This is a genomic window from Intestinibacillus sp. Marseille-P6563 (assembly GCF_900604335.1).
Lineage (GTDB): Bacteria > Bacillota > Clostridia > Oscillospirales > Butyricicoccaceae > Butyricicoccus_B.
In genome coordinates this window covers 1-22,021 of the sequence record NZ_UWOD01000005.1, presented here as the reverse complement: position 1 = coordinate 22,021, position 22,021 = coordinate 1, and the positions used below count along the sequence as shown (strand labels likewise).

Genomic DNA, 22,021 nt, shown 5'->3' with positions numbered 1-22,021 from the left:
AATGCGCTGGCCTGCGCCGCGGCGCTCAAGGTCATCGAGATCATGGAGCGCGACCATCTGGCCGACCGTTCGCTTGAGATCGGCAGCCGGGTCATGGCCCGCTACCGCGAGTTGATGGAGCAGTATGACTGCATCGGCGACGTGCGCGGCCTGGGCGGCATGGTCGGCATCGAATTTGTTACCGACCGGGCAAGCAAGACCCCGGACGCGGCGCTGACCTCGGCTATGATTCAGGCGTGTGCCGCGCGCGGCCTGCTGGTCGAAAACGCGGGCACCTACAGCAATGTCATCCGCCTGCTCGCGCCGCTCGTCATGACCGACGCCCAGCTGGAAGCCGGGCTGAACATCTTCGCGGACGCGCTGGCCGCGTGCACCCAGAGTCGCTAATTTTCAATTTTGTGGTATAATACCTCTATCAAACGCACGGGAGGGATATGCCATGGACTATCTATCGCACAACATTGCCTTGAATTTAAACCGCATCCGCCGGGCCAAAGGGATGAGCCTGGACCTGGTGGCTGAGCAGACCGGCGTGAGCAAAAGCATGCTGGCGCAGATCGAAAAAGGTTCGGCCAATCCGTCGATCGGCATTCTGGGCCGCATCATCAGCGGCCTGCGCATTGACTTAAACGACCTGACCGGTCCCCCGCCGCAGGACACCATCCTCATCCGCATCGCGGACACTGCCCCGACCAAGGAAGTGCCCGGACAATACACCGTGCGCACCTGCTTCCCCTTCCAGGAGAACCACCGGGTGGAGATCTACCACATCGAACTGGCGCCGGGTGGCGTCTATCCGGCGGGCAGCCACGGCGAACGCACGCGCGAATACCTGGCCGTCCAGTCCGGCACGCTGCGTCTGGAACTGGAAAGCGGCAGCCATGTCATCCAGAGCGGCGAAATCTTCCGTTTTGAGTCCAGCCAGGAGCACCGCTATTGCAGCGTGGGCGCTGGCCCGTGCTCGGTGTTATGTTACTTTTTGGAATATCAGCGCGATGTTTAATATATTGTACTTAGTCGTGCAAGACCGTGTTTCGGCCCGCGCGGCCGGGATGCACGGGGCGCGGTTTGCGGCTTTTGGGGTTCCCCCGCATTTTCGGTGTAAACCCGCGTGTTTCCCGGCAAAGCACCGGAAATTTTGCGAAAATCCGGCGCATAATGAATTGTTTGTTTGTGCGATGTGCCAAAATGATGCCGCACGACTTGACACTTCCGTCCGGTTGTGTTATGGTAATCTCGTTCAATATAAAGGACAAAGCAAAGGCGCTTTTCCCAAGGTGGAAAAGCGTCTTTTTGTTTTGATACCAGACGATCAGGAGGCAGAAGGAAATGAAACTCAAGGACACCGGCCGCACGGCCCAGGACATCAAAGATCTGGTCAGCAAATACATGATCGAAACCTATGAACGTTTCGACTTCATTGCGGAAACTGCCGAAGGCATGTACCTTTACGACGAAAACGGCACCCCGTATCTGGATTTCTACGCGGGCATTGCGGTCAACTCGGCCGGCAACCGCAATCCGAAGGTGGTCGCTGCCGTCAAGGAACAGGTGGACGACATTATGCATACCTTCAACTATCCGTACACCATCCCGCAGGCCCTGCTGGCCGAAAAGGTGTGCACCACGATCGGCATGGATAAGATCTACTTCCAGAACTCGGGCACCGAGGCCAACGAAGCCATGATTAAGATGGCGCGTAAGTACGGTGTCGAGAAGTATGGCCCGCATAAATACAACATTGTAACCGCAAAGATGGGCTTCCACGGCCGTACCTTTGGTTCCATGTCGGCAACCGGCCAGCCGGACAACGCCTGCCAGATCGGCTTTGGCGACATGACCCCCGGCTTTACCTACGCCGATTACAACGACCTGGAATCCTTCCGCAATGCCTGCACCGAAAACACCATTGCGATTATGGTCGAGCCGGTTCAGGGCGAAGGCGGCGTGCATCCGGCCACCAAGGAATTCCTGTGCGGCCTGCGCAAGCTGTGTGACGAAAAGGGCATGCTGCTCCTGCTGGACGAAGTCCAGACCGGTTGGTGCCGCACCGGCCGCATCATGAGCTACATGCACTACGGCATCAAGCCCGACATCGTTTCCATGGCCAAGGCCCTGGGCGGCGGCATGCCGATTGGCGCCATCTGCGCAACGGCCGAAGTTGCCAAGGCCTTCACCGCCGGCTCGCACGGCACCACCTTCGGCGGCCATCCGGTCAGCGCCGCAGCGGCTCTGGCTGAGATCGACGAGCTGCTCAGCCGTGACCTCGCCAGCAACGCCGAAAAGATGGGCGACTATTTCTCGGCCAAGCTGGAAACCCTGCCGCATGTCAAGGAAGTCCGTCATCAGGGCTGCCTGATCGGCGTGGAGTTTGACGGCTTTGCCACCTCGACCGACATCAAGCACAAGTGCCTGGATAAGCATTTACTGGTGACCGCCATCGGTGCCAACGTCGTGCGCATGGTGCCGCCGCTCATCCTGACCCAGGAAGACTGCGACAAGGCTTATGCGATTCTGAAAGAAGCCGTCGAAGAACTATAAAACATCCGGAGGGCTTGGCCGGCAGGGGCCGGCCAAGGCCCCCCAGAAAAGGAGAAATCCACGATGCAAGACTTTATTCTTACCATCGGTTGTGAATACGGCAGCGGTGGGCCGGATATCGCCAAGATGATCGCCAAAGACCTGGGATATCCGTGTTATGACCGCCCCATCATCGATCGCATCATTGAAGAAACCGGCCTTTCCAAGGAAATGGCCGAAAAATTGGAAGCTGGCGTAGAGATTCGCGGCCGCAGCCAGGCGCTGCAAAACACCGCCAGCCCCAGCAAATACTCGATTTTGACCGACCGCGTGGTCTATCTGCAAACCCAGATCATCCGCAAGCTGGCAAACCGCGGCCCGTGCGTCATCGTGGGCCGGTGCAGCGACTATGTGCTGCGCGACCGCACCGATGTGCTCAACGCGTTTGTCTATGCCCCGGAAAGCGAACGGCTGAAACACATCATGGATGTGCTCGACGTTTCCGAAGAGGCGGCGCGGGTGCTCATCGACAAGAACGACAAGCAGCTGCACGCCCGGTACAAGCAGATGACCGGCACCTACCGCGGCGACCGGCACAACCGGCACCTTCTCATCGACAGCAGCGTGCTGGGCTTTGAAAAAACGGCTAAATTTATCGAAGACTTCGCCAAGCAGAAGTTTGGCGGCTAAAACGGACTCCTAACAAAGATGTTAGAACCATTTCAGGAATGGGTTCTGCATCTTTTTATTTTGCTCGAAAGGACGATGCAAGATGGAAAACAAAAAAACATCCTCGTTCGACAAGGTGCTCGGGGCCTGGGATATCCTCGTGATTGCCTTCGGCGCCATGATCGGTTGGGGCTGGGTGGTTTCCTCGGGCGACTGGATCAACACCGGCGGCGCCGTGGGCGCAGCCATCGGCTTTGCCATTGGCGGCGTTATGATCTTTTTCGTGGGCCTGACCTATGCCGAACTGACGGCCGCCATGCCGCAGTGCGGCGGCGAGCATGTATTCAGCCACCGTGCCATGGGGCCGATCGGCTCGTTTATCTGCACCTGGACGATTGTACTGGGCTATGTGAGCGTTGCCTGCTTTGAAGCGTGCGCCCTGCCCACCATCATCACCTATATTTACCCCGACTTCTTGCAGGGGTATCTGTATACGGTCGCCGGGTTTGACGTGTATGCGTCCTGGCTGATCGTGGCCATTGTTGTGGCCATCTTTATGACCATTGTCAACATCAAGGGCATCAAGACGGCTGCCATGCTCCAAACCATTCTGACCGTCATCATCGGCGCGGTCGGCATTTTGCTGATTGTCGCGTCGGTGTTCACCGGCTCGGCCGACAACCTGCAAGGCCAGGTCTTTGCCAGCGACACGTCGCCTCTGCACGGCATCCTCCGGGTTGCGCTCGTGACCCCCTTCTTCTTCATCGGCTTTGACGTTATCCCGCAGGCCGCCGAAGAAATCAATGTCGACCTCAAGAAGATCGGCCGCATCCTGATTTTGTCCATTGTGCTGGCTGTTGTGTTCTATGCGCTTATTATTCTGGCGGTCGGCTATGTGCTGCCGAACAGCGAAATTCTGGCGTCCCTGTCCGGCTCCGGTCTGGTCACCGCCGACGCCATGGCCAAGGCGTTCCACAGCTCCATTATGGCCAAGGTACTGATCGTTGGCGGCATGTGCGGCATCGTCACCAGCTGGAACTCCTTCCTCATGGGCGGCAGCCGCGCCATGTACTCCATGGCCGAATCCTACATGATTCCGAAATTCTTCGCCAAGCTCCATCCCAAGCACAAGACCCCGATCAATGCCCTGTATCTGGTCGGCCTGCTGACCGTTCTGGCGCCCTTCGCTGGACGTGAAATGCTGGTTTGGATCGTGGACGCCGGTAACTTCGGCTGCTGCGTGGCCTATTGCATGGTGGCGTTCTCCTTCCTCATCCTGCGCAAGAAGGAACCCGACCTGCCCCGGCCGTACAAGGTCGGCCCGTATAAGTTCGTGGGCGTCATGGCCGTGCTGATGTCCGGCTTCATGGTCGCCTGCTACCTGGTGCCCGGCTCGGGCGCCACGCTCGTCTGGCAGGAATGGCTGATGGCCGGCGGCTGGGTCATTCTGGGCGCGGTGTTCTTTGTCGTCTGCCGTGTCCGCTACAAGGAAAAGTTCGGCTCCCTGGTGGAGATCATCTCGGATGCCGACGCTGCAACGCTCCAGGCATCTGACCGCGATCTCGACCTGGCGCTTGACAACGCGATTGAAGCCGCCATCGAAGCGGCGATTGCTACCGTACTGAATGAGGAGGCTGCCAAACAGCTATGAATCAATTTACCTATTTCCTTCCGGTCAACATCGTCTTTGGCTGCGGCCGGGTCGCCGAGGTCGGCGCCCTGACCGCGCCCTACGGCAAGAAAGCGCTCATCGTCACCGGCCGCTCGAGCGCCAAGAAATCCGGCCTGTATGACCACGTCAAGAACAGTTTAGCCGAAGCCGGCATCGATTCGGTGCTGTTTGACCAGGTTTCCCAAAACCCGCTGACCACCACCGTCGAAGAGGGCGCACGCCTGGCCACCGAGCAGGGCTGCGACGTGGTCGTTGCCATCGGCGGCGGCTCGATTATGGACGGCGCCAAGGGCATTGCCTTCCTGGCCTGCAACGACGGCGATATCAACGACTATATTTTCAACCGCAAGCAGAGCGACCACGCGCTGCCGCTCATCCTCATCCCCACCACCTGCGGCACCGGCTCGGAGGGCAACGGCTTTGCCGTGCTCACTAACCCGGAAAACGGCGACAAAAAGAGCCTGCGCTGCTCGGCTATCATCGCCAAGGCGTCCATCGTCGACCCCGAGTGCATGCAGACCATGCCCAAAAAGGTGCTGGCCTCGGTCGGCTTCGACGCGCTGTGCCACTGCATCGAAGCGTACACCTCCAAGATTGCGCAGCCGTTCAGCGACGCGCTCAGCCTGTACGCCATTGAGGCCATTGCCGAGAATCTGGTCAACCTCTACACCGGCGCGGACACCAGCACCGAAGCCTGGGAGAAGATCACCATTGCTTCCACTATCGGCGGCATGGTCATCAACACGGCAGGCGTCACCCTGGCGCACGGCATGGAGCACCCGGCCAGCGGCCTGAAGGACATCGTGCACGGCCAGGGCCTGGCGGCGCTGACGCCAGCGGTCATCGAGGCTTCTTATCCGGGCGCACCCGAGAAGTTCGCGCGCATTTCCAAGCTGCTGGGCGGCACGGACGCGGCCGACTGCGCCGCGCAAGTCAAGGCGCTGCTGCAAAAGCTCGACCTTACCTGCACGCTGGGTGAGCTGGGTCTTTCCGAATCCGACGTCCCGTGGATGGCCGAAAACTGCATGAAGGTTTCGGCGGCCAGCGTAGCCAACAACCCGGTGGTCTTTACCCAGGAGCAGATTGCGGACATCTATCGCAAGGCCCTGTAAGGGGGTACAAACGATGGAATACCGAAACGCGACACTCGCGGATTTTGACACCGCGTTTGCCTGGATTGGACAGCTTTGGGCGTACCGCACCTATGACCGGGCGCAGACCGAAGCGGTCTACCGGCGGGTGCTGGCCAACCCGAACAGCTTCTTCTTTCTCCTCGAAGACCAGGGCGTCTGCCAGGGCATGTGCCACGGCGATTACTTTGACACCTTTTGGATGCAGGGGCCGACCTGCTATGTGTCCAGCCTGTTTGTCGACCCGGCCTTCCGTGGTCAGGGCTACGGCGCCGCGCTGCTGCGCCACGCCGAACAGCTCGCGCGAAAGCGCGATTGCCGGGCGCTCATTTTGGACTCCGGCCTGCCCCGCGTGGCAGCCCACCAATTTTACGAACATATCGGCTTTGAAAAAAGCTGCTATGGCTTTGAAAAAACCTTATAATGTGAAAATTTGGGACTGGCACACCGTGCCTGGCCCAAAAACAAAGGCCATTTCTTCTGTTCTGGAAGAAATGGCCTTCTTTTTACTTGTTGGACTTTTCTAAAAAGTTTTTCTTTAGTTTGCATAACACCGGTTTATAGGTGCGGTGGGTCTCTTCGAATTCCTCCCGGAACACTTCCATCACCAGCACCACCTCCCGATGGTCGTGAGCACGGACCATGACCAGGTCGCCGGGCTTGATGCGGGAGCGGCGCAACGCTTTGGGGATATGCCAGCAATAACACGCCTTGGGGTTGAGAATATACTGTCCATTGCGTTTGCGGAAATGACACGCCCGTATGGTATTGGCTGATTTTTTCATTCGCATCCTCTGCTTTCTTCCGGTTTCTGGCCGTTGCGTTTATATAGTAGATAACACAATCTCTCCCGGATGTCAATATGGGCAATCAGTCGATCTCGTCAAAGCGCACGCTCACATCCAGCCACCCAAAGGGCGTATCGATGCGTGTGCTGGTCCCGGCGGCGCCGCCGGGCAGTTCCCACGACAGGACGGGCGGTTTGATGTCGCACGCGATCTGATGCTGGGTCAGTGCGGTGGCGGCGTTGCCGCAGATGATGTTGGTCAGTTCGCAGAGCGCCGACTGCACGAGTGCGTCGAGTTCTTCCAACTCGATCATGGTCATGGTCTCCAGCAGATGCAGCGCCAGGTCCTTGGAAAAGCCAAAGATGGCCGCGCCCGGCTGGTCGCCGATCAGGTCAATGGTGACGAACACATCGCCCTGGGGCGGCGCAAAGCCAATGGCCTGCTGCTTGGCGCTGCTGCGGTCCAGCCCGCCCATGCTTCCCATGACATCGAGCGCACTGCTGCAAAACAGGTCGATCGACCGGTCAAAGGCCTGCTTTTGCCCGAAGGTCTTTTTGCCGGCCACAATGCGCTGGTCGGTGTCGACGACATGATAAATCAGCCAGACAGTCACCGTGCCCGCCAGGTCCTGCATAATTTTCTGGTCAAATCCATCCTCTTGCAGCCGCTTTTCATACGCCAGCACGGTTTTGGTAAACTCCCGGTGCTCGGCTTTGTGGGCTTCGACGTCGCTGTACTGGATAGCTTCCTGATAGGCTTCCTCATCCCGGAAATGCCGGATGACATAATCTTTTAAAAACCCCAGCGCCTTTTGACAGTCTTCCTCGGTCGCCGTACCTTTGGACGCGCTGACCAGTTCCGCCGTCATGCGGAACAATTCCCGGTGCTGGGTGTCGATCTGATCGACGCCAAGCCGATAACTGTCTTTCCACATCATACAATCCCCCCAAATTTTTGCTGTTTCATAGATTTACAATAGCATGACCGGGCGATTTTGTAAACCAAAAAAGACCAAATGGTTTTGGACAGTGTCCCACTGGGCGTACAAATATCGCCAAAATACTGGGGTTGGGTTTGACAATCTCTTCCGAATGTGCCATACTTTAAAAAAGCTTTCTTTCAGTAAAGCCAAAAAACAAGGGGGAGTTTCTATGAACAAGAAATTGTTCACCATGTTCCTTGCGGCAAGTATGGCACTTTCTCTTACAGCTTGCGGCGGAGGAAGCGATACCACAACCGTTGATGAAGAAGAGGATCTCGAAACAACGATTGCCGTATCCGATGAGACCACATCCGATTCTGGTTCGGGCTCTGGCGGGCGCTCGTCCACCAGCAACTCGACGACGTCGGGTTCTTCCCGCAGCGATTCGGACAGCGGTTTCGAAGAGTATCTCAAGGAAAACGACCCGGAATCGTATGAGTATTACCAGGACCTTGAGGAAGGCTGGGAGTCCGGCGAGTGGGATTCGGAAAACGGCTTTTCTGGGGGCGATAGCGGTTTCGAGGAGTATCTCAAGGAAAACGACCCGGAATCGTATGACAGCTATCAGGACCTCGAAGACGGCTGGGATTCGGGCACCTGGGACTCGGAAAACGGATTTTTCCAATAACATAAAAAAAACAGGACGCAAACAGCGTCCTGTTTTTTTATACCTGTTGGCCCGCGAAAAATCTCACGTGAGATTTTTCCGGGGTGGGGTGCGTGCGCGAAAATCTCACGTGAGATTTTTCATGGGTAGAGGGCGGTCGCAAAAAAATCTCACGTGAGATTTTTTTGGTCGACCGTCTCCCGCAGCGTGCGGCAAGCGTCCAGCAGGGCTTGCAGCTCGGCGGCCAGATCGTCGATGTCGGCTTGCAGCGCTTTGGCGTCCTCCACCTGCGACCAGGTGGTATCTTCCAGCTGGCGCAGCCCGTCCAGCTGGGTGGAGATGCTCCGCACCGAAGCGCGGCATTTGCGCACCGTGCGCGTCGGGTCGGCGGCCGGTTTGTGCTCGGCCGCCGGGCGCTTTTTGCCCAGCTTGACCCGCGCCAGCGCGGTCTGGATGCGCGCTTCCAGCGGGATGGCGGCATCCATGCTTTCGACCTCCTGGACCACCGGGTCCTGCAAACTGCAATGGTTCTTCTGCGCGAGGAAGTATGCGTCGGTCATGGGCAGCGCGCCCTGCTCGATCCACGATACGATGGTGTCGTTCAGGCGCAGCAAGTCCAGATAGCGCAAAATGGTCGCGCGGGACAGGCCGGTCTGTTCGATCAGCTGCTGCACCCGGTCCTGGACGCTGTCCGGCAGGCCGGCCCGGTCGAGCACCTGGCACAGTGTGTCCAGCTGGCGCGCCATGTCCAGCGGCGTGACCGCCCGGCGGTGGATATTCTCGCCGATGAGTGCGCGGGCTTCGTCCAGTTCGCTCGCGTAGGTGCGCACCTTGCACGGCACGGTCGCCATGCCCAGCTTTTGCGCGATGCGCTTGCGGCGGTGACCCGAGATGATACGATAGCAGCCGTTGTCGGCCGGTGTGACGATGATGTCCTCCCACAGGCCGTCCTGCTCCACCGATTGCAGCGAGCGTTCAAAAGCTTCGTCCTCCTGCATGGAGAACCGGTTGAGCGGATTATCCAGCAGCTTGTCCACCGGGATGTTGCGGACAAATTCGCCGTTGACCTGTTCGGACACGGCGGCGGTCTTTTGCAGCGTGCCAAAAAGCGACGGTTTTGTTTTTGCCATGGTTATCGCTCCTCTGCTTCGATTCGGTCTAAGATCTCGCCGGTCAGATCGGAATAATCCTGCGCGCCGGCACAGCGGGGGTTGTAAAAGCACAGCGGCCGCAGCGCAATGGGCGCTTTGCGCACCTCGATGTTCTTGCGGATGTAGGTCTGGAACGCCAGATCGGGCAGCATGGCCGGCAGGGCGTCGATCATCTCGCGGTCGAGCGACGAACCGGTCTCCACGGCGGTCATGAAGATGCCCAGCGCGCGCAAGTCGGGGTTGACCACTTCGCGGGCTTCGCGGATGGTTTCCAGCATGGTGCCATAGCCTTCGATCGAGTTCTTATCCACCCGGATGGGGATGAGCACATAATCGGCCGCCACCAGCACATTGATGTTCAAAATCGATTCGAGCGACGGCGAACAGTCAAACAAAATAAAATCATAGGCGTTTGCGGGCAGTTTGGCCAGCAGCCGCTTGAGCGCGGTTTCCCGGCCCATGACCATCTTTTGCAGGGCGGTATAGGCGCCCCCGAGCAGCGCCCCGCCGGGGATGATGTCCAGCCCGTCGATGACCGTATGGCAGATGGTGTCTGCCGGCAGCACCGCCGAATCGGTGAGCGCATCGGTCATGGTCTTGTCCGCCTCCTGCACGATCTGGAGGTTGGAGGTGGCGTTGCCCTGGGTATCCATATCGATGATGAGCACGGTTTTGCCGTGGCGGATGAGTTCCCCGCCGATGTTGATGACCGATGTGGTCTTTCCGGTGCCGCCCTTTTGGTTCATGAGCGCAATTTTAATCATGTTCACCCGTCCTTTGCATGAGTTCTTCGATCGAAGCCACCTGCTCCATCACGCATTCCAGCATAAATTTGCTGACCGATAGATTCATCTTGGCGGCAGCGGCTTTGATCCGCTCTCGTTCCTCGCTGGTCGCATACACCAGCATGGAGACCTTTTTGCCTGCTTCCACGTGCGCGCCTCCTTGCGTCTGTGTTGTTTTCAGTATAATATCATTCGGTGTTTTTGTAAACAAACAAACGATATGATTTTGTCGTTTTTTATTTTGCAAACGATATGCGCAAGCAAAAAAGGACCATAACATGACGTTATGGTCCTTCTGTTTCAGAGGATGATGCCGCATGGGAGCTGTTTTCGGTCGGGCTGCCAGAGCAGCACAGCGTGTGATAGTCTCCATAGGTATATTCCACCGTATACTTGAGGAATCGGCGCATTCGGCGCAAAATGATATAAAGTATGCCGAGATACAGGATCACATTGATGCACGGCGCGTGAACCGTCGGCAGGGTCAGGATGCATATGTCATATCCGCCGATCAGACGGACCACGATACTGGCCGGGATGGCAACCAGCAGTGTGCGGCACAGCTCATAAAACCCGGAAAACAGCATGCGTTTGCGATAGGCGCCCCGGCCGTGAACCGCGACCTTGATATCGGAAAACCGCGGCGGGGATTCCAGGCTGCAAAACCATTTTTTCGCCTGGCTGCCGGCATCGTAGGCCGCCGACTGCGCATACCGGGCGCCGACCAGGTCTTGGCAAAGGCACCGCTCCAATCCCTTGCTGCATTCGATGAAAAACGTGCCGAGCAAGTAACTGAGGATGACAAAATAAACGGCCAGCGCCAGGTCGTTGTCCGCTCCAAAGAAACCTACGCACAGCTCCCAGAAGGGGAAGGGCGCGTTTTCTGTGACCAGCACAAACAGGGCGCCCGGGATAAACATCCCCATAAAATCGATGACGGTGAAATCTTCCCAAAAGTATTTCATATCCAATCCTCCTATACGGGCGCACGGCCGTGCAGATACTGCTGCTGCAAAGCATCGCAAATGGTCTGCAATTCGCGCAGCAGCACACCGGGCGGCTTTTCCCGCCGGATGAAGCTGCTTTCCATGCCGCACCGGCGCACCTGATCCACCCAGTTAAGTACATCCTCCCGGCAGTACCCCATGTCCGTGATTTTGTAATAGATATAGGAGATCTCATTTTCCACGCTGGTGTGGAATACCAGTGGATCATCGGAATTGATAGAGATCGAAAGGTGCTGCTCCTCCTGATCGGGCAGCGCCAACCCGCGATTATTCAGCCGCAGGATGGGATGTTCAAAAATTCCGGGGATCGCACCAATTGAGGCGTTGGACGTTGGATTAACCTCAATAGTGATGCCCAGCTGGCCAGCCTTTTTCTTGAGAATCCTCTGAAGCTGCCGCAGCAACTGCACCTCGTCCCGCGGGACCTGGACAAACATAGGTTTACGGTAACGCTCCAGATATCGCGGACAGAAGTGCGTGAGCAGCAAGCGTTCGATAGTCCAATCCCCGCTTTGCTCGGCGTGGGAAAGCGGACAGATACCGGCAGGCTGCATGGATAACGGCCGGTACATACACTGCTCGCACGTATTGTATGCATGCAAAATGTGGGTCGGGTCCAGCGGGGAAAATTTCTTTTGATAAGCACTCCACAGCAAATAAGGGGTAAGGCGGTCGATCTTCCCGTAAAGCGATTCGGCTGTCTCCAGGATACGCTTGTCCACATCGGCTATCAGTTCCAGTTCGGGTTCGGTGTTTTTCAGATTCCACAGCCATAGCAGATTTTCCAGATACTCCAGCGTTGGCAGAGAGCAGACCTGGTTTTCCTGCTGCCAGAGCAGAGGGTCAGCCTGTAGGGAAATGGCATGCCCCAGCCGATCTCCGGCTTTGAATCCAAAATGCTCCAATACCTCATCGGTCACCCGAAGGCCGGACACCAAATGACGAAATTCCTCTCCTACATGATAAGTCAGCCCCAGATTGGGAATCGGCATGCGGGTACAGAGCTGCCGCGGATAGGTGTTGCGCCGGCTACGAGCATAGCGGAATACTGGCGCATACACCCAAGGTTCGATGTTCAATTCCTCCGATGCGGCGTCCAGCCCTACGATATAATCACCCAAATGCGGAATGTTCAAAATCATCTCATGTAGGACATCACAAAACATCATACTTTGCTGCCGCAGGGTTTCAATATAATGCGGACTGTTCGCCTTTTGGCTATCAGGTGCAGCCCAGCAGATCCGTCCAAAACTGCTACGCAGTAAATCGGGCTTGGTGAAATGGTATAAGATGCCCGGCGTCGGGAAAGAAACGGCATCGGTCTGGTGCAGACGGGTGAGTTTTTGCTCATCCGTCTGCCTCGGGAACCGGGTATCCTGCAAGCTTTCCCGAATAAACTGGATATAGGCATCGAGCATGATCCACACTTGACGCGCGATCTTATTTTTCATCAAAGTGCGGGAATCGTTCCGGGAGACTTCCAGAGTCGATGGCTCCGGCGGATTGATCTTCATCTCCATACGTTTGAGATACGGTGTACGACTTTGGCTACGGAAGGCGGCATAGGCCGCCATATGGCTCAGCCGATCATGATCCTGACTGTGCATGCTGTATACCGCTCCGGCAGCCCGCTGATAAAACGACCGAAAACGACGCAGGCCATGGATACCTTCCCACTGATGGATGGACTCAAAAAAGTAATTTTTCCAGCGGATATATTGTAATAGCGCTCGGCAAAACTGTGGGCAACCACCCTGACCAGCATGTCGCAGTCCCATCCAAAACAGCAGGATGTCGCATGAGGTATTGAGAGAGTAGTATGCCGAAAAAACGCTGCGGCTGAGCAAATCAAAACGCATACGATATTCGTTCCTGTCGAGCGATGCAATGTCCATCTGGCGTTTCAATAGACGGGTATTGGTCTCAAAATGCTGAAAATAGCGGACGCACTGGTCATGCGCAGCCGGACCTGCCTGTATGCCCGCCTGCAAAACTGCCAGAATATCATGTGTCCCCGCCATGGTTTCGGGCAGGCAAGCCTTGCAATACGCCTGAAAATCCTGTCCGGGTGCATGATACAGCAGGTAGGAAGCCAAAAACAGGCGAAGCATCCCGGCCTTGAGCAGGGTTTCCAGATGAGAACCGTACCGTTCTAGCTGCCCATGGCTATGCTGCAGAGCGGTCACATCGGAAACCAATTCCCACAACGCCTGATAGTCTAGGCCAGCATTAAAGTGCATGTGGGTTTCCGCAAATCCTACCGAAAGCTTTTTCATCAGTACCTGATCGGCCAGCAGCAGTTCATCAGACACATGGCTGAGTACATGCACGTCTTCTGCGCCTATATTGATGTAATACGCAGCGATCCAGAGATCCGGGGTAGAAAGACGTACGAGTGTATTCCACAACTCGGCCTTGTGCAAACCTGTATGGGCCCCAAACAGATCGGCTTGTTCCGCGCGGGTCCAAAACCGCAATGCCGGGCGTCCATCGCGCAAGGTTACAAAACTGTCGGAGATTTCGGCGATGCGGCGCAGATAGAATCGGTCAAGGTTCTGAGCCTGAGTAAGTTGCTCATAGAGCAGCGGATCCCCATAAAACATTTCCAGCATCTGCTGCACCTCATCTAGCCGCTGAGGTGAGGTATCCTGGCAGAGCCGTTCAATCAGCGCATTGCGCTGATTGACATAAGCGCGATACAGCTTGCTTTCCTGCCCACTGCGCTCCAGAAAATCACGATAACACTTGGTCTTTTGCACCAGCAGATCGCGGTTGCCAAAAGACGGATCGCGTAGCGGCAGCAACAGCGTACGGCAAATCAAATGCAGACGTTGTCCGGATGTCATTCGATCACCCCGAATTTGCGCATATATTGCTGGGAATATCTGTGCTTGATGCCAATCATCATCTCGTCTAATGTCTGCATTGAACCGTCGACCTTGCCGCTCTTGTCAGGCTGGATAACGCTGCACAATCTGTCATAAATCTGTGCAGCGATATCGTTACCCTTGGTGGAGTCGGCCTTTTGATCTTGACGGCTCAAAATGCGGAATTCCGCATACTGCTGCTGATTGATCAGGATGAACCTTGCATACACGTAACTGGGCACCAATGCCTGCAAAAGCGCCACTTTTTCCAAAAAATCAACTAATTTTTCCCAACTTTCTTGTTCGAATTCCAAATGCAGCATCTCGACCAAGTCGTACAGGTAAGAACGATAAAAGACATTTAGCGTCGGCGCATCGGTTTTCATGATCTTGGAATTATCCCAAATGGTCAACTGATAAGAAACCCGTTGAAAAAAATCCAGAACAATTCGTAGTGGGACATCAATCCACTCTTCTGTATCTGACGCATTTTGAATTGGCATCTGCAAAGACCTCTCAAAAGGAGCCAGATCCGGCATTGCATCGATCAGTGATGCAATATTCAGTAAGAGATCTCCGCGATCCTCCTGCCGAAACCGAGCGATGACAGGAATCTGATAAAATGTAGAATGGCACTCAATCAGCAGTTTTTCCACTTTGGCACACAGCTGCGAAAGATTGTTTTTATGAAGCGGCTGGTCTGCACTTTCCATTTCCTTAAGGAAATGATAAAGTAGAAATTTGTTATCTGGTTTTTCCAAAACAGCCTCACAAAGTTCGTTCCAGTCCGAAATATGTTCATATTGCTTTTTTGCCCTGGACCGATTGCGGCTTTTCAGGCCTTTCACTTCCCACAATTCCTGTAAGGCGGTTTCCGCCTGCTCCTGGATATTCCAGCCTTTCAAGATCCACTTCATACTTTTGCGACAGTTTTCGCGCTGGTTTTTCAGTCCTGGTAGCAGAGAAATCGCATCAAAAAACGCAAGGTAATCGGCAAAAATACCTTCATGCAAGAGCTGAATACCGCTTTTGGTCAAATACAGCATGGAACAGACCGTACGGATCCAGGCCGGATTATGCGTGCAGGCGGTGTACAGGGGAGAAACCAGCATGTGCTCTGTCACTTCATTGGAAAGCATGCCCATCCACCGCGGATGCTGGCTGAGATATCCGAAATAATCGGCCACATGATTGGCGTTGGCAATATCAAAGTGTAGAAAACGTTCGGGTTCGGCCAGAATATCGCCGTAAAACTCCATGGCATCGTCCATGGATTCCACCTGCGGAAACAACATCAGATCGGTGTCCTGACTGTTGTACAGTGCCCCATGGTTGATCAGTTCCAAAAATTGCGGCAGGCCATGGATCGAACGGGTACGCCCTGGTTGCCCGATGGTACTGTAATATTCGGGTGCAACTACTGAAGTCAAATGCTCCAGGAAGTTGAGCATTAAAAACAGTGTACCAATCTTTTGCTTGATCTGAGCATGGCGTTCCCGCAGGCAGTCGGCATAGCGTGCCACATAGGCTTCCTTGGTCATGGCCTGCTCACAGCCGCTAAGTTCCCGCGCCACATTTTCCTCGGCGGCATGCAGCAAAATGGTATATTGTTCTAGAAGAAAACTGTAATGAATGAACAGGTAATGCGTACCATAGGTAAATTTAAGCAGGTCGGGGATCCAGCGGCTGCATTCCTCGAGACTGCGTGTATGGGAGGTGATAAGCACGGTCAGCAGATGCCGCAGCACATAGTAGATCTCCCGAACGTATTCCGGCCCACATTCTTCTTTTGAGACGCTCATACGGGTACGGATATCCTGCAGCTGTTCGCAGGCCTGGAAAATGCCCAGACAGGCATTGCAAATGTAGCGGTTTTTGTCCCCAAAGAGTAGATAATATTCCCGTGCAAGCTCTTCCTTTTTATGAGGATCGGCCAGGAAATTCCGTGTTGCTGCGCCAGTGCCATAGGCCGGGCAAAGCAGTTTGTGCTCCTCGATGCAGCGCAGCACAAACTGACCGAGTGGCACCGAATTTTCGGTATGGATATCATAGGGCGCTGTACTTTCCTTTTTGGGGTAACGGAACAAAAGCTTGCGGTCATACGTATCATACCGGCTCAGTTCATAGCGGCTGGTTTGCGGAATCACCTTATTGAGGTACTCCAGCGCCGCTTCATTGGCCCGACCCATCTGATACGGATCCACCGTCCCGCCGGAAGCACTGCCTCCCAGAATATCATGTCCCTGAATCAGCGAAGCATATTTGGAACCGACTACCTTTTCATACATACGGTAGGTAAGCACTTGGCGTAGCGTATTCATGGCAGCCGTCAAAACGATGACCACATAAGGACTGGAAAAATATTTATATGCTGAGAGCAGCAGTTCCATACTCCGTTCCGGAGCCAGATCGATATCGTCGAACATGATAAAAATTAGAGGTGTCTGCTCTTGTCCGGTGATTTTTCGCTGCACAAAAGCAAGTTTCTTCCAAAAGTTACTCAAGCGGTTCATCAAATGGTATTGCCGCCGGGAATGCTGAGCGCGTAGCGAAATCATATCCTCGTATTCGTAGGGCTGGATATCCTGCAGGCCGCGCAGGGTACCGCACTCTTGTAGAATGTCATCATATTCCCGCTGCAAATTGAGTGCACTGGATGCATAACAATCACAGCTTTGTGATGGATATTGTTTTTCGATTTCATGCAGGACATCCGGCTTCTGCTGTACACATTTTTCCATCTGAGCCACAGTTTCTTGAAACATGGACAGCACCCATGAAAGCATGGAACATCCTTCGCTGATGAGCTCGGGGGAAATGATAGGCAAAATGATATCGTTACGATTTTCTTTCATCAGATATTCCCGTAAAGAAAACAGCACTGAGGTCTTGCCGCTGCCCCGTCCGCCCAAAATACCAAAGATGTTGTCATGCATTAAATGATAGTTGGCATCCATATACTGCCCCGGCCCAGCCGCCCGGTCGCGCTGCATAGATACAGCCTTCAGCAGTTCCGTAAAATCCGGCATGACTGATTGGAGCTGAAGAAAATCAAGCAGCTTAATCCCAATCTTTCGGCTGATACATTCTTTGAAATTCAGTTCCTGATGTTCCATACATTCTTTGGCGAATGCGGCTCAAATTGGGCCGCCCGCGCCTCCTTTCCCTCTATTTTGTTACTAAACATTTACCATTGATAGCTTGTATTCTTTATAAATTACGCATATAATAAATAATAGAACAATTTTCAACTGTTCTAAAACGTGCAGTGAGGTATAAGCTATGTTAGTATATTCCATCCGACAGGCACGGCATGGACGACAGGCTTCCAAAATTCGTGCCATGTCTAAAGTCGGTGCACAGCTTAGTGCACAGCAGGTATCGGTTCGCAAGCCACCGAAGAATGATTCGGCCTCTCTGACCATCATGCTTCAAAATGAGCAAGAGTATCGCAAGACCCTTCACAAAAACATAGTTATCTCTCCCAGCGATCTCTGAAAGCATATAAACGTCATAGCCATCCAAATATATGGATATGTGTTTTATCTTGATCGGATTTTTTTGGAATCAAAAGAAATTTCATCTATTTCGTTTGTATATATCATACCAAATATCACAATATATTTGCAACTATTTTGTCGTTTTTTATAATAACAGGTTTTCTATTTGGAAAATCTGTTATTTTTTGTTTATTGAAGATACACCTTTACTCTATTAGAAAACCCTAAAACGAGTTTTCAGAATTTCATTTACACGCTTTTTTATACAGTAATTCTTTTATTATCTTTATATTCAAAATTTTCCTAGTCATTTTCACCAAAAATCTTGCCTGTTTTTTTATCATCAACGCCGGTTTCAATGTTGACTTTTTAAGTATAATATAGTATACTCAATCCATAATAATAAGAACTATTATCGACTCCATGTACGCCGACCCCTAGGAGGAACATTATGGAACTGAAAGGAACCCGCACCGAAGAAAATCTGCTCGCCGCTTTCCAAGGAGAATCGATGGCCCGCAACAAATACCTGTTTTTCGCCGAAAAGGCCCGTCTGGAAAACCATCCGGAAATCTCCGAGCTGTTTGAAAAGCTGGCGACCAACGAAGGCATGCATGGCAAGCTGCTTTTCCAGGCCCTGAAGGGCATTGGCTCGACCACCGAAAACCTGCAGGCTGCGTCCCGCGGGGAATACGGTGAATGGAGCAGCATGTATCCGTCGTTTGCCAAGATCGCCGAGGAAGAGGGCTTCGAAGACATCGCCAAGCTCTTCCGCAGCATCGCCAAGATCGAACAGGAACACGAGTTCCAGTTCATGGCTGCTCTGGCCAAGATGCCGCGCAGCACGGGTTCGGCCAGCCAGCCGGCCAAGCCGGCCGCACCGGCTCCCAAGCCTAAGACCACCCTGGCGACCGGTTACCGCTGTGTGTTCTGCGGCGCTATCTATGAGGAGCGTCCGGATGTATGCGACCTTTGCCACGCCATCGGCTCGTTTGAAGAGACGACCTACGAAAAGACCGTGTAACACCCTTGCACGCTGTGCGCCCGCTGCCAGGTTTCCATCTGCCTGGCAGCGGGCGCTCTTTTTTCCAAAACCTTAATGGAATTCTAAATCTTTTGCAGTATCCTAAAGATAGATTCAGAGAAGGAGGGACCATCCATGATCATCCCTTGGAGCGACCGTTATTCCATGGGGGTCGAGGAGATCGACAACGACCACAAGCAGCTTTTCCAAATTGCGGGCAAACTCATCCAGACCGTCAACCAGAACATTGACGATTCTTCCATGCGCTTTTCGCTGCTGCGCGAGGGCATGGCGTACTTAAAAGACTATTTTGACGTGCACGCGGTGCGCGAAGAGGCCTATATGCGCCAAATCGCCTTTGAGGGCTATTTCCAGCACAAGCGCCTGCACGATGAATTTCGGGACATCCAGCTGGTCAAATACCAGACCATTTTGCAGCAGGGTCAGTGTACCAAGGACGAAATCCTGGAATTTGTCGGCGGCGGCATCGGCTGGCTGTTTGAGCACGTGACCACCGCCGATATGGCCATTGTCGGCAAGGGCCAGCTCAGCCAGCCCCAGGCCGACCGCATCGACCACGAGACCTTGCAAAATGAAATTAACGGCCTGTTTTCGTCCACGCTCGGGCTGAATATCCGGGCCCGGGTGCAGTCGGACGATTACCGCGGCGAACCCTTTGGCGAAGCGGTATACCAGCAGCTGACCTATACCCGCGGCGCCGAACAGGTGACCGTCATGGCTGGCATCGAGAAGCGGTTCCTTCTGCAAGTGGTCCGCCGCATCTATGGCGCGGAGATCAACGAAGCCGATGCGCTCATTTTGTCCACGTTCGAAATCTTTGGCGCCAACTTCTGGCGCACGCTGGCCGGTCGCTTTATCAGCGACAGCACGGGCATGAAATATCAGGAAAGCCACTTCCTGACCCAGCAGCAGCTCGCGCAGCAGTTCACCAAGCACCGGCCCACGTTGTCGGTCCTGTTTTCGTCCGACCAGGGCAGCTTCTTTGTGTCCTCGGACGATAAGCAGATTTTTAAATAACCGAAAAGCCGCCCCAAAAGGGCGGCTTTTTTCATTGGTAATGGCGCAGCGTTTCGCGGTAGGATTTGACGATGTCGTGCAGCATGTCCATCTGGGGGAAGTCCTGCGGATATGCCACATTGATTTCGCGCACCATGCTGAGGTTTTCGACCGGCAGCACGGCGATTTTTTTCTTTTTTAGTTCGTCCAGGCACACGCTCTTGGGCAGGATGGACACGCCCAAGTCGCGGCGGATAAGGTCTTTGATGGTGGCGATGTTGTCCAGCTCCAAAATCACGTTAAATTCGCTCAAACTCATGTTGTTGCTTTCCAGATGGGCGACAAACAGATTGCGCGTGCCCGAATTGGGCAGGCGCAAAATCATGCGCTCTTTTTTCAGCTCCCCGAGGGTGATCATCCCGCGCCGGGCATACGGGTGGTTGACCGACACGGCCAGCACCAGATAATCGGTGTCCAGCAGCAGATAGCGGATGCTCGGGTCGGCGATGCGGCCCTCGACAATGGCCAGGTCGATTTCGTACGTTTTCAGTTTGCTATAAAGTTTCTTTATCGTGCCTGTGATCATTTTAATCATAACGTGATCGTTCTGTGCGCCATAGTTCGCCAGCGCTTCGGCGATGGGATTGCTTTCGGCCGTGTGCGTGACCCCCACGGTCAGGTGGGACACCATGGCTTTGCTGTCCCGCAGGTCCTGCCGCAAACTTTGATACAGACCTTTCATTTTCTTGGCGCATTTGATGACTTCTTCGCCTTCGCGCGTGACGATCACCTTGCCGCTGTGCCGGTCGAAGATGGAAACGTGCAATTCTTCTTCCAGCGCCTTAACATGATGGCTGACGGTCGGCTGGGTGACCGACAGCTTTTTGGCGGCTGCCATGAAGCTGCCGCACTCATAAACCTGCAACAGAGAGTCAATCTTGGGATCGAGCATACCGGCCTCCTATAAGATTTCTTTATATGGATACCCACAAATTCTAATTTTACATTATAGCACATCGTGCGTATAATAGATACCAAAAAATTCGACATCCAAGGAGAACGGTCCCATGACTTTGACGACGTATTTAAACAGCCAATTTTCCATCGCGCAAAACCTGGACTTTTTTCTGCGCATCCTGCTGGCCTGTCTGTGCGGCGCGGGCATCGGCTTTGAGCGCAGCCGCCGCCTGAAAGAAGCCGGCATCCGCACCCATGTGATCGTCTGCTGCGCCGCGGCGCTGCTGATGATCGTGTCCAAATACGGCTTTGCCGACCTGACCAGCGCGACCGGCGAAGTCTTTGCCGGCACCCGCGGCGCCGACCCGGCGCGCGTGGCCGCCCAGGTCGTCAGCGGCATCAGCTTCCTGGGCGCGGGCGTCATCTTCAAGCACGGCAACACCATCAAGGGCCTGACCACGGCGGCCGGCATCTGGGCCACGGCGGTCATCGGCCTTGCCATCGGTTCGGGCATGGTCGTGGTCGGCATCTTTACCACCATCGTGGTCGCGGTGCTGCAAATCTTTATGCACCGTCTGGTGCCCCATGCCGAGCCCAGCCAGACCAGCCATGTGCAGTTTACCGTGACCGGCAGCGGCGAATTTCCCACCCGGTTTGCCGATTTCCTGTCTGAGCACCGGGTGCAGATCGTGCAAAGCAATGTCTCCCGGCAGGAGGACGGCAGCGCCCTGTTTGATGTGACGCTGCGCGCCCCGCACGACGTGACCATGCGCGGCATGAAATATCTGCTCGAATCCAAAGAGGTGAGCAGCATCAACTGCCTGCCGGTGAATGGATAAAAAAACGCCCCGCAAGGGTTTGGACTGCCCCAGATTGTGCGGACAGTACAAAAAAGAGCCCTGGTAGGAAAGATTGAGTTTTAAGCGGAGAGGCGTCGCGTAAGCGGCGCTTCTCCAGTCTTTAGCTGGATGCGCTCATGGTTGTAAAAGTAGATGTAGCGGTCAATCATTTCATTGGCTTGCGAGAAGGTAGCCGGTTTGTGGCGGTAGATGCACTCTGTTTTGAGGATAGAAAAGAAATTTTCCGCCATAGCGTTGTCATAAGGATTTCCACGTCTTGACATAGACGGCGTAATGCCGTATGTTTGAGTTAGCTCAAAATATGCTTGTGAGGCGTACTGAGCACCCTGGTCGCTGTGGAGCTGCAACTCTGCAGCGGCCCTCTTTTTCTCTTGCTTCATTGCCAGACGAATGGTGTCCAGAACCAGATTCACCGTTTGTTCCGTTCCGGTTTTGTAAGCCACAATACTGTTGTCATAGAGATCCCGGATCATGGACAGGTACAG

At 54.4% G+C, this 22,021-nt stretch carries 22 protein-coding genes; 12 read left to right on the top strand and 10 right to left on the bottom strand.

The annotated features are described in order from the left end of the window. The 7 genes from EFB11_RS16460 to EFB11_RS16430 all read left to right on the top strand — a co-directional run. On the top strand, nucleotides 1-387 hold a 387-nt coding region (locus tag EFB11_RS16460; RefSeq protein WP_122791450.1), incomplete at its 5' end, for an aminotransferase class III-fold pyridoxal phosphate-dependent enzyme. A gap of 52 nt (nucleotides 388-439) precedes the next feature. Continuing rightward, complete coding sequence (locus tag EFB11_RS16455; RefSeq protein WP_122791449.1) at nucleotides 440-1,003, top strand: helix-turn-helix domain-containing protein; 564 nt, start codon at nucleotides 440-442, stop codon at nucleotides 1,001-1,003. 326 nt (nucleotides 1,004-1,329) lie between these two features. Continuing rightward, nucleotides 1,330-2,541, top strand: a complete 1,212-nt coding sequence (locus tag EFB11_RS16450) for an aspartate aminotransferase family protein (RefSeq protein WP_122791448.1) — start codon at nucleotides 1,330-1,332, stop codon at nucleotides 2,539-2,541. Nucleotides 2,542-2,604: 63 nt separating this feature from the next. Continuing rightward, nucleotides 2,605-3,210, top strand: coding sequence for a cytidylate kinase-like family protein (locus tag EFB11_RS16445; RefSeq protein ID WP_122791447.1), 606 nt, complete (start codon nucleotides 2,605-2,607; stop codon nucleotides 3,208-3,210). 82 nt (nucleotides 3,211-3,292) lie between these two features. Beyond that, nucleotides 3,293-4,840, top strand: a complete 1,548-nt coding sequence (locus EFB11_RS16440; protein WP_122791446.1) for an APC family permease — start codon at nucleotides 3,293-3,295, stop codon at nucleotides 4,838-4,840. Then, nucleotides 4,837-5,973: an iron-containing alcohol dehydrogenase gene (locus tag EFB11_RS16435; protein ID WP_122791445.1), complete on the top strand. Its 1,137-nt coding sequence runs from the start codon at nucleotides 4,837-4,839 to the stop codon at nucleotides 5,971-5,973. The genes EFB11_RS16440 and EFB11_RS16435 overlap by 4 nt, the downstream gene beginning before the upstream one ends. A 13-nt stretch (nucleotides 5,974-5,986) precedes the next feature. After that, on the top strand, nucleotides 5,987-6,415 hold the full coding sequence (locus EFB11_RS16430; protein WP_122791444.1) for a GNAT family N-acetyltransferase: 429 nt from the start codon (nucleotides 5,987-5,989) through the stop codon (nucleotides 6,413-6,415). A gap of 82 nt (nucleotides 6,416-6,497) precedes the next feature. On the opposite strand, the gene EFB11_RS16425 is transcribed toward EFB11_RS16430, so the two are convergent. After that, nucleotides 6,498-6,776: a DUF5839 family protein gene (locus EFB11_RS16425; protein ID WP_122791443.1), complete on the bottom strand. Its 279-nt coding sequence runs from the start codon at nucleotides 6,774-6,776 to the stop codon at nucleotides 6,498-6,500. Between the two features lie 85 nt (nucleotides 6,777-6,861). After that, nucleotides 6,862-7,716, bottom strand: a complete 855-nt coding sequence (locus EFB11_RS16420) for a bacteriohemerythrin (RefSeq protein WP_122791442.1) — start codon at nucleotides 7,714-7,716, stop codon at nucleotides 6,862-6,864. A gap of 214 nt (nucleotides 7,717-7,930) precedes the next feature. Between EFB11_RS16420 and EFB11_RS16415 the strand changes: the two genes are divergently transcribed. Then, entirely contained in the window at nucleotides 7,931-8,389 is a 459-nt protein-coding gene (locus tag EFB11_RS16415; RefSeq protein WP_122791441.1) for a hypothetical protein, read from the top strand. Nucleotides 8,390-8,538: 149 nt separating this feature from the next. Here EFB11_RS16415 and EFB11_RS16410 read toward each other — a convergent pair whose 3' ends face one another. The 6 genes from EFB11_RS16410 to EFB11_RS16390 form a co-directional block, all read right to left on the bottom strand. After that, a complete protein-coding gene (locus tag EFB11_RS16410) occupies nucleotides 8,539-9,498 on the bottom strand; it encodes a ParB/RepB/Spo0J family partition protein (protein WP_122791440.1) in 960 nt (319 codons plus the stop codon). A gap of 2 nt (nucleotides 9,499-9,500) precedes the next feature. Further along, complete coding sequence (locus tag EFB11_RS16405; RefSeq protein WP_122791439.1) at nucleotides 9,501-10,283, bottom strand: ParA family protein; 783 nt, start codon at nucleotides 10,281-10,283, stop codon at nucleotides 9,501-9,503. Continuing rightward, nucleotides 10,276-10,452, bottom strand: coding sequence for a plasmid mobilization protein (locus EFB11_RS16990; protein WP_164706844.1), 177 nt, complete (start codon nucleotides 10,450-10,452; stop codon nucleotides 10,276-10,278). The genes EFB11_RS16405 and EFB11_RS16990 overlap by 8 nt, the downstream gene beginning before the upstream one ends. Nucleotides 10,453-10,588: 136 nt before the next feature. After that, on the bottom strand, nucleotides 10,589-11,269 hold the full coding sequence (locus EFB11_RS16400) for a hypothetical protein (RefSeq protein WP_122791438.1): 681 nt from the start codon (nucleotides 11,267-11,269) through the stop codon (nucleotides 10,589-10,591). Between the two features lie 11 nt (nucleotides 11,270-11,280). Further along, a complete protein-coding gene (locus tag EFB11_RS16395) occupies nucleotides 11,281-14,157 on the bottom strand; it encodes a hypothetical protein (RefSeq protein WP_122791437.1) in 2,877 nt (958 codons plus the stop codon). Beyond that, nucleotides 14,154-17,294 (bottom strand): hypothetical protein, encoded by a 3,141-nt coding sequence (locus EFB11_RS16390; RefSeq protein ID WP_122791436.1) that lies wholly within the window; start codon nucleotides 17,292-17,294, stop codon nucleotides 14,154-14,156. Before EFB11_RS16390 ends, EFB11_RS16395 begins: the two co-directional genes overlap by 4 nt. 166 nt (nucleotides 17,295-17,460) lie before the next feature. Here EFB11_RS16390 and EFB11_RS16985 point away from each other — a divergent pair, with 166 nt between their 5' ends. The 3 genes from EFB11_RS16985 to EFB11_RS16380 all read left to right on the top strand — a co-directional run bounded on the left by EFB11_RS16985 (nucleotide 17,461) and on the right by EFB11_RS16380 (nucleotide 19,740). Beyond that, entirely contained in the window at nucleotides 17,461-17,676 is a 216-nt protein-coding gene (locus tag EFB11_RS16985; protein WP_164706843.1) for a hypothetical protein, read from the top strand. Between the two features lie 453 nt (nucleotides 17,677-18,129). Beyond that, a complete protein-coding gene (locus EFB11_RS16385) occupies nucleotides 18,130-18,702 on the top strand; it encodes a rubrerythrin family protein (protein ID WP_122791435.1) in 573 nt (190 codons plus the stop codon). 135 nt (nucleotides 18,703-18,837) lie between these two features. Then, a complete protein-coding gene (locus tag EFB11_RS16380) occupies nucleotides 18,838-19,740 on the top strand; it encodes a bacteriohemerythrin (RefSeq protein ID WP_122791434.1) in 903 nt (300 codons plus the stop codon). Between the two features lie 31 nt (nucleotides 19,741-19,771). On the opposite strand, the gene EFB11_RS16375 is transcribed toward EFB11_RS16380, so the two are convergent. Next, nucleotides 19,772-20,671, bottom strand: a complete 900-nt coding sequence (locus EFB11_RS16375) for a LysR family transcriptional regulator (protein ID WP_122791433.1) — start codon at nucleotides 20,669-20,671, stop codon at nucleotides 19,772-19,774. Between the two features lie 115 nt (nucleotides 20,672-20,786). Between EFB11_RS16375 and EFB11_RS16370 the strand changes: the two genes are divergently transcribed. Further along, entirely contained in the window at nucleotides 20,787-21,515 is a 729-nt protein-coding gene (locus tag EFB11_RS16370) for an MgtC/SapB family protein (protein ID WP_122791432.1), read from the top strand. Between the two features lie 80 nt (nucleotides 21,516-21,595). Here the strand turns inward: EFB11_RS16370 and EFB11_RS16365 are convergent. Continuing rightward, a partial coding sequence (locus tag EFB11_RS16365; RefSeq protein ID WP_164706842.1) for a DDE-type integrase/transposase/recombinase occupies nucleotides 21,596-22,021 on the bottom strand: 426 nt, incomplete at its 5' end.

Coding starts and splice junctions, on each gene's coding strand:
- EFB11_RS16455 (WP_122791449.1), top strand. CDS start 440: ATGGACTATCTATCGCACAACATTGCCTTGAATTTAAACCGCATCCGC.
- EFB11_RS16450 (WP_122791448.1), top strand. CDS start 1,330: ATGAAACTCAAGGACACCGGCCGCACGGCCCAGGACATCAAAGATCTG.
- EFB11_RS16445 (WP_122791447.1), top strand. CDS start 2,605: ATGCAAGACTTTATTCTTACCATCGGTTGTGAATACGGCAGCGGTGGG.
- EFB11_RS16440 (WP_122791446.1), top strand. CDS start 3,293: ATGGAAAACAAAAAAACATCCTCGTTCGACAAGGTGCTCGGGGCCTGG.
- EFB11_RS16435 (WP_122791445.1), top strand. CDS start 4,837: ATGAATCAATTTACCTATTTCCTTCCGGTCAACATCGTCTTTGGCTGC.
- EFB11_RS16430 (WP_122791444.1), top strand. CDS start 5,987: ATGGAATACCGAAACGCGACACTCGCGGATTTTGACACCGCGTTTGCC.
- EFB11_RS16425 (WP_122791443.1), bottom strand. CDS start 6,776: ATGAAAAAATCAGCCAATACCATACGGGCGTGTCATTTCCGCAAACGC.
- EFB11_RS16420 (WP_122791442.1), bottom strand. CDS start 7,716: ATGATGTGGAAAGACAGTTATCGGCTTGGCGTCGATCAGATCGACACC.
- EFB11_RS16415 (WP_122791441.1), top strand. CDS start 7,931: ATGAACAAGAAATTGTTCACCATGTTCCTTGCGGCAAGTATGGCACTT.
- EFB11_RS16410 (WP_122791440.1), bottom strand. CDS start 9,498: ATGGCAAAAACAAAACCGTCGCTTTTTGGCACGCTGCAAAAGACCGCC.
- EFB11_RS16405 (WP_122791439.1), bottom strand. CDS start 10,283: ATGATTAAAATTGCGCTCATGAACCAAAAGGGCGGCACCGGAAAGACC.
- EFB11_RS16400 (WP_122791438.1), bottom strand. CDS start 11,269: ATGAAATACTTTTGGGAAGATTTCACCGTCATCGATTTTATGGGGATG.
- EFB11_RS16395 (WP_122791437.1), bottom strand. CDS start 14,157: ATGACATCCGGACAACGTCTGCATTTGATTTGCCGTACGCTGTTGCTG.
- EFB11_RS16390 (WP_122791436.1), bottom strand. CDS start 17,294: ATGGAACATCAGGAACTGAATTTCAAAGAATGTATCAGCCGAAAGATT.
- EFB11_RS16985 (WP_164706843.1), top strand. CDS start 17,461: ATGTTAGTATATTCCATCCGACAGGCACGGCATGGACGACAGGCTTCC.
- EFB11_RS16385 (WP_122791435.1), top strand. CDS start 18,130: ATGGAACTGAAAGGAACCCGCACCGAAGAAAATCTGCTCGCCGCTTTC.
- EFB11_RS16380 (WP_122791434.1), top strand. CDS start 18,838: ATGATCATCCCTTGGAGCGACCGTTATTCCATGGGGGTCGAGGAGATC.
- EFB11_RS16375 (WP_122791433.1), bottom strand. CDS start 20,671: ATGCTCGATCCCAAGATTGACTCTCTGTTGCAGGTTTATGAGTGCGGC.
- EFB11_RS16370 (WP_122791432.1), top strand. CDS start 20,787: ATGACTTTGACGACGTATTTAAACAGCCAATTTTCCATCGCGCAAAAC.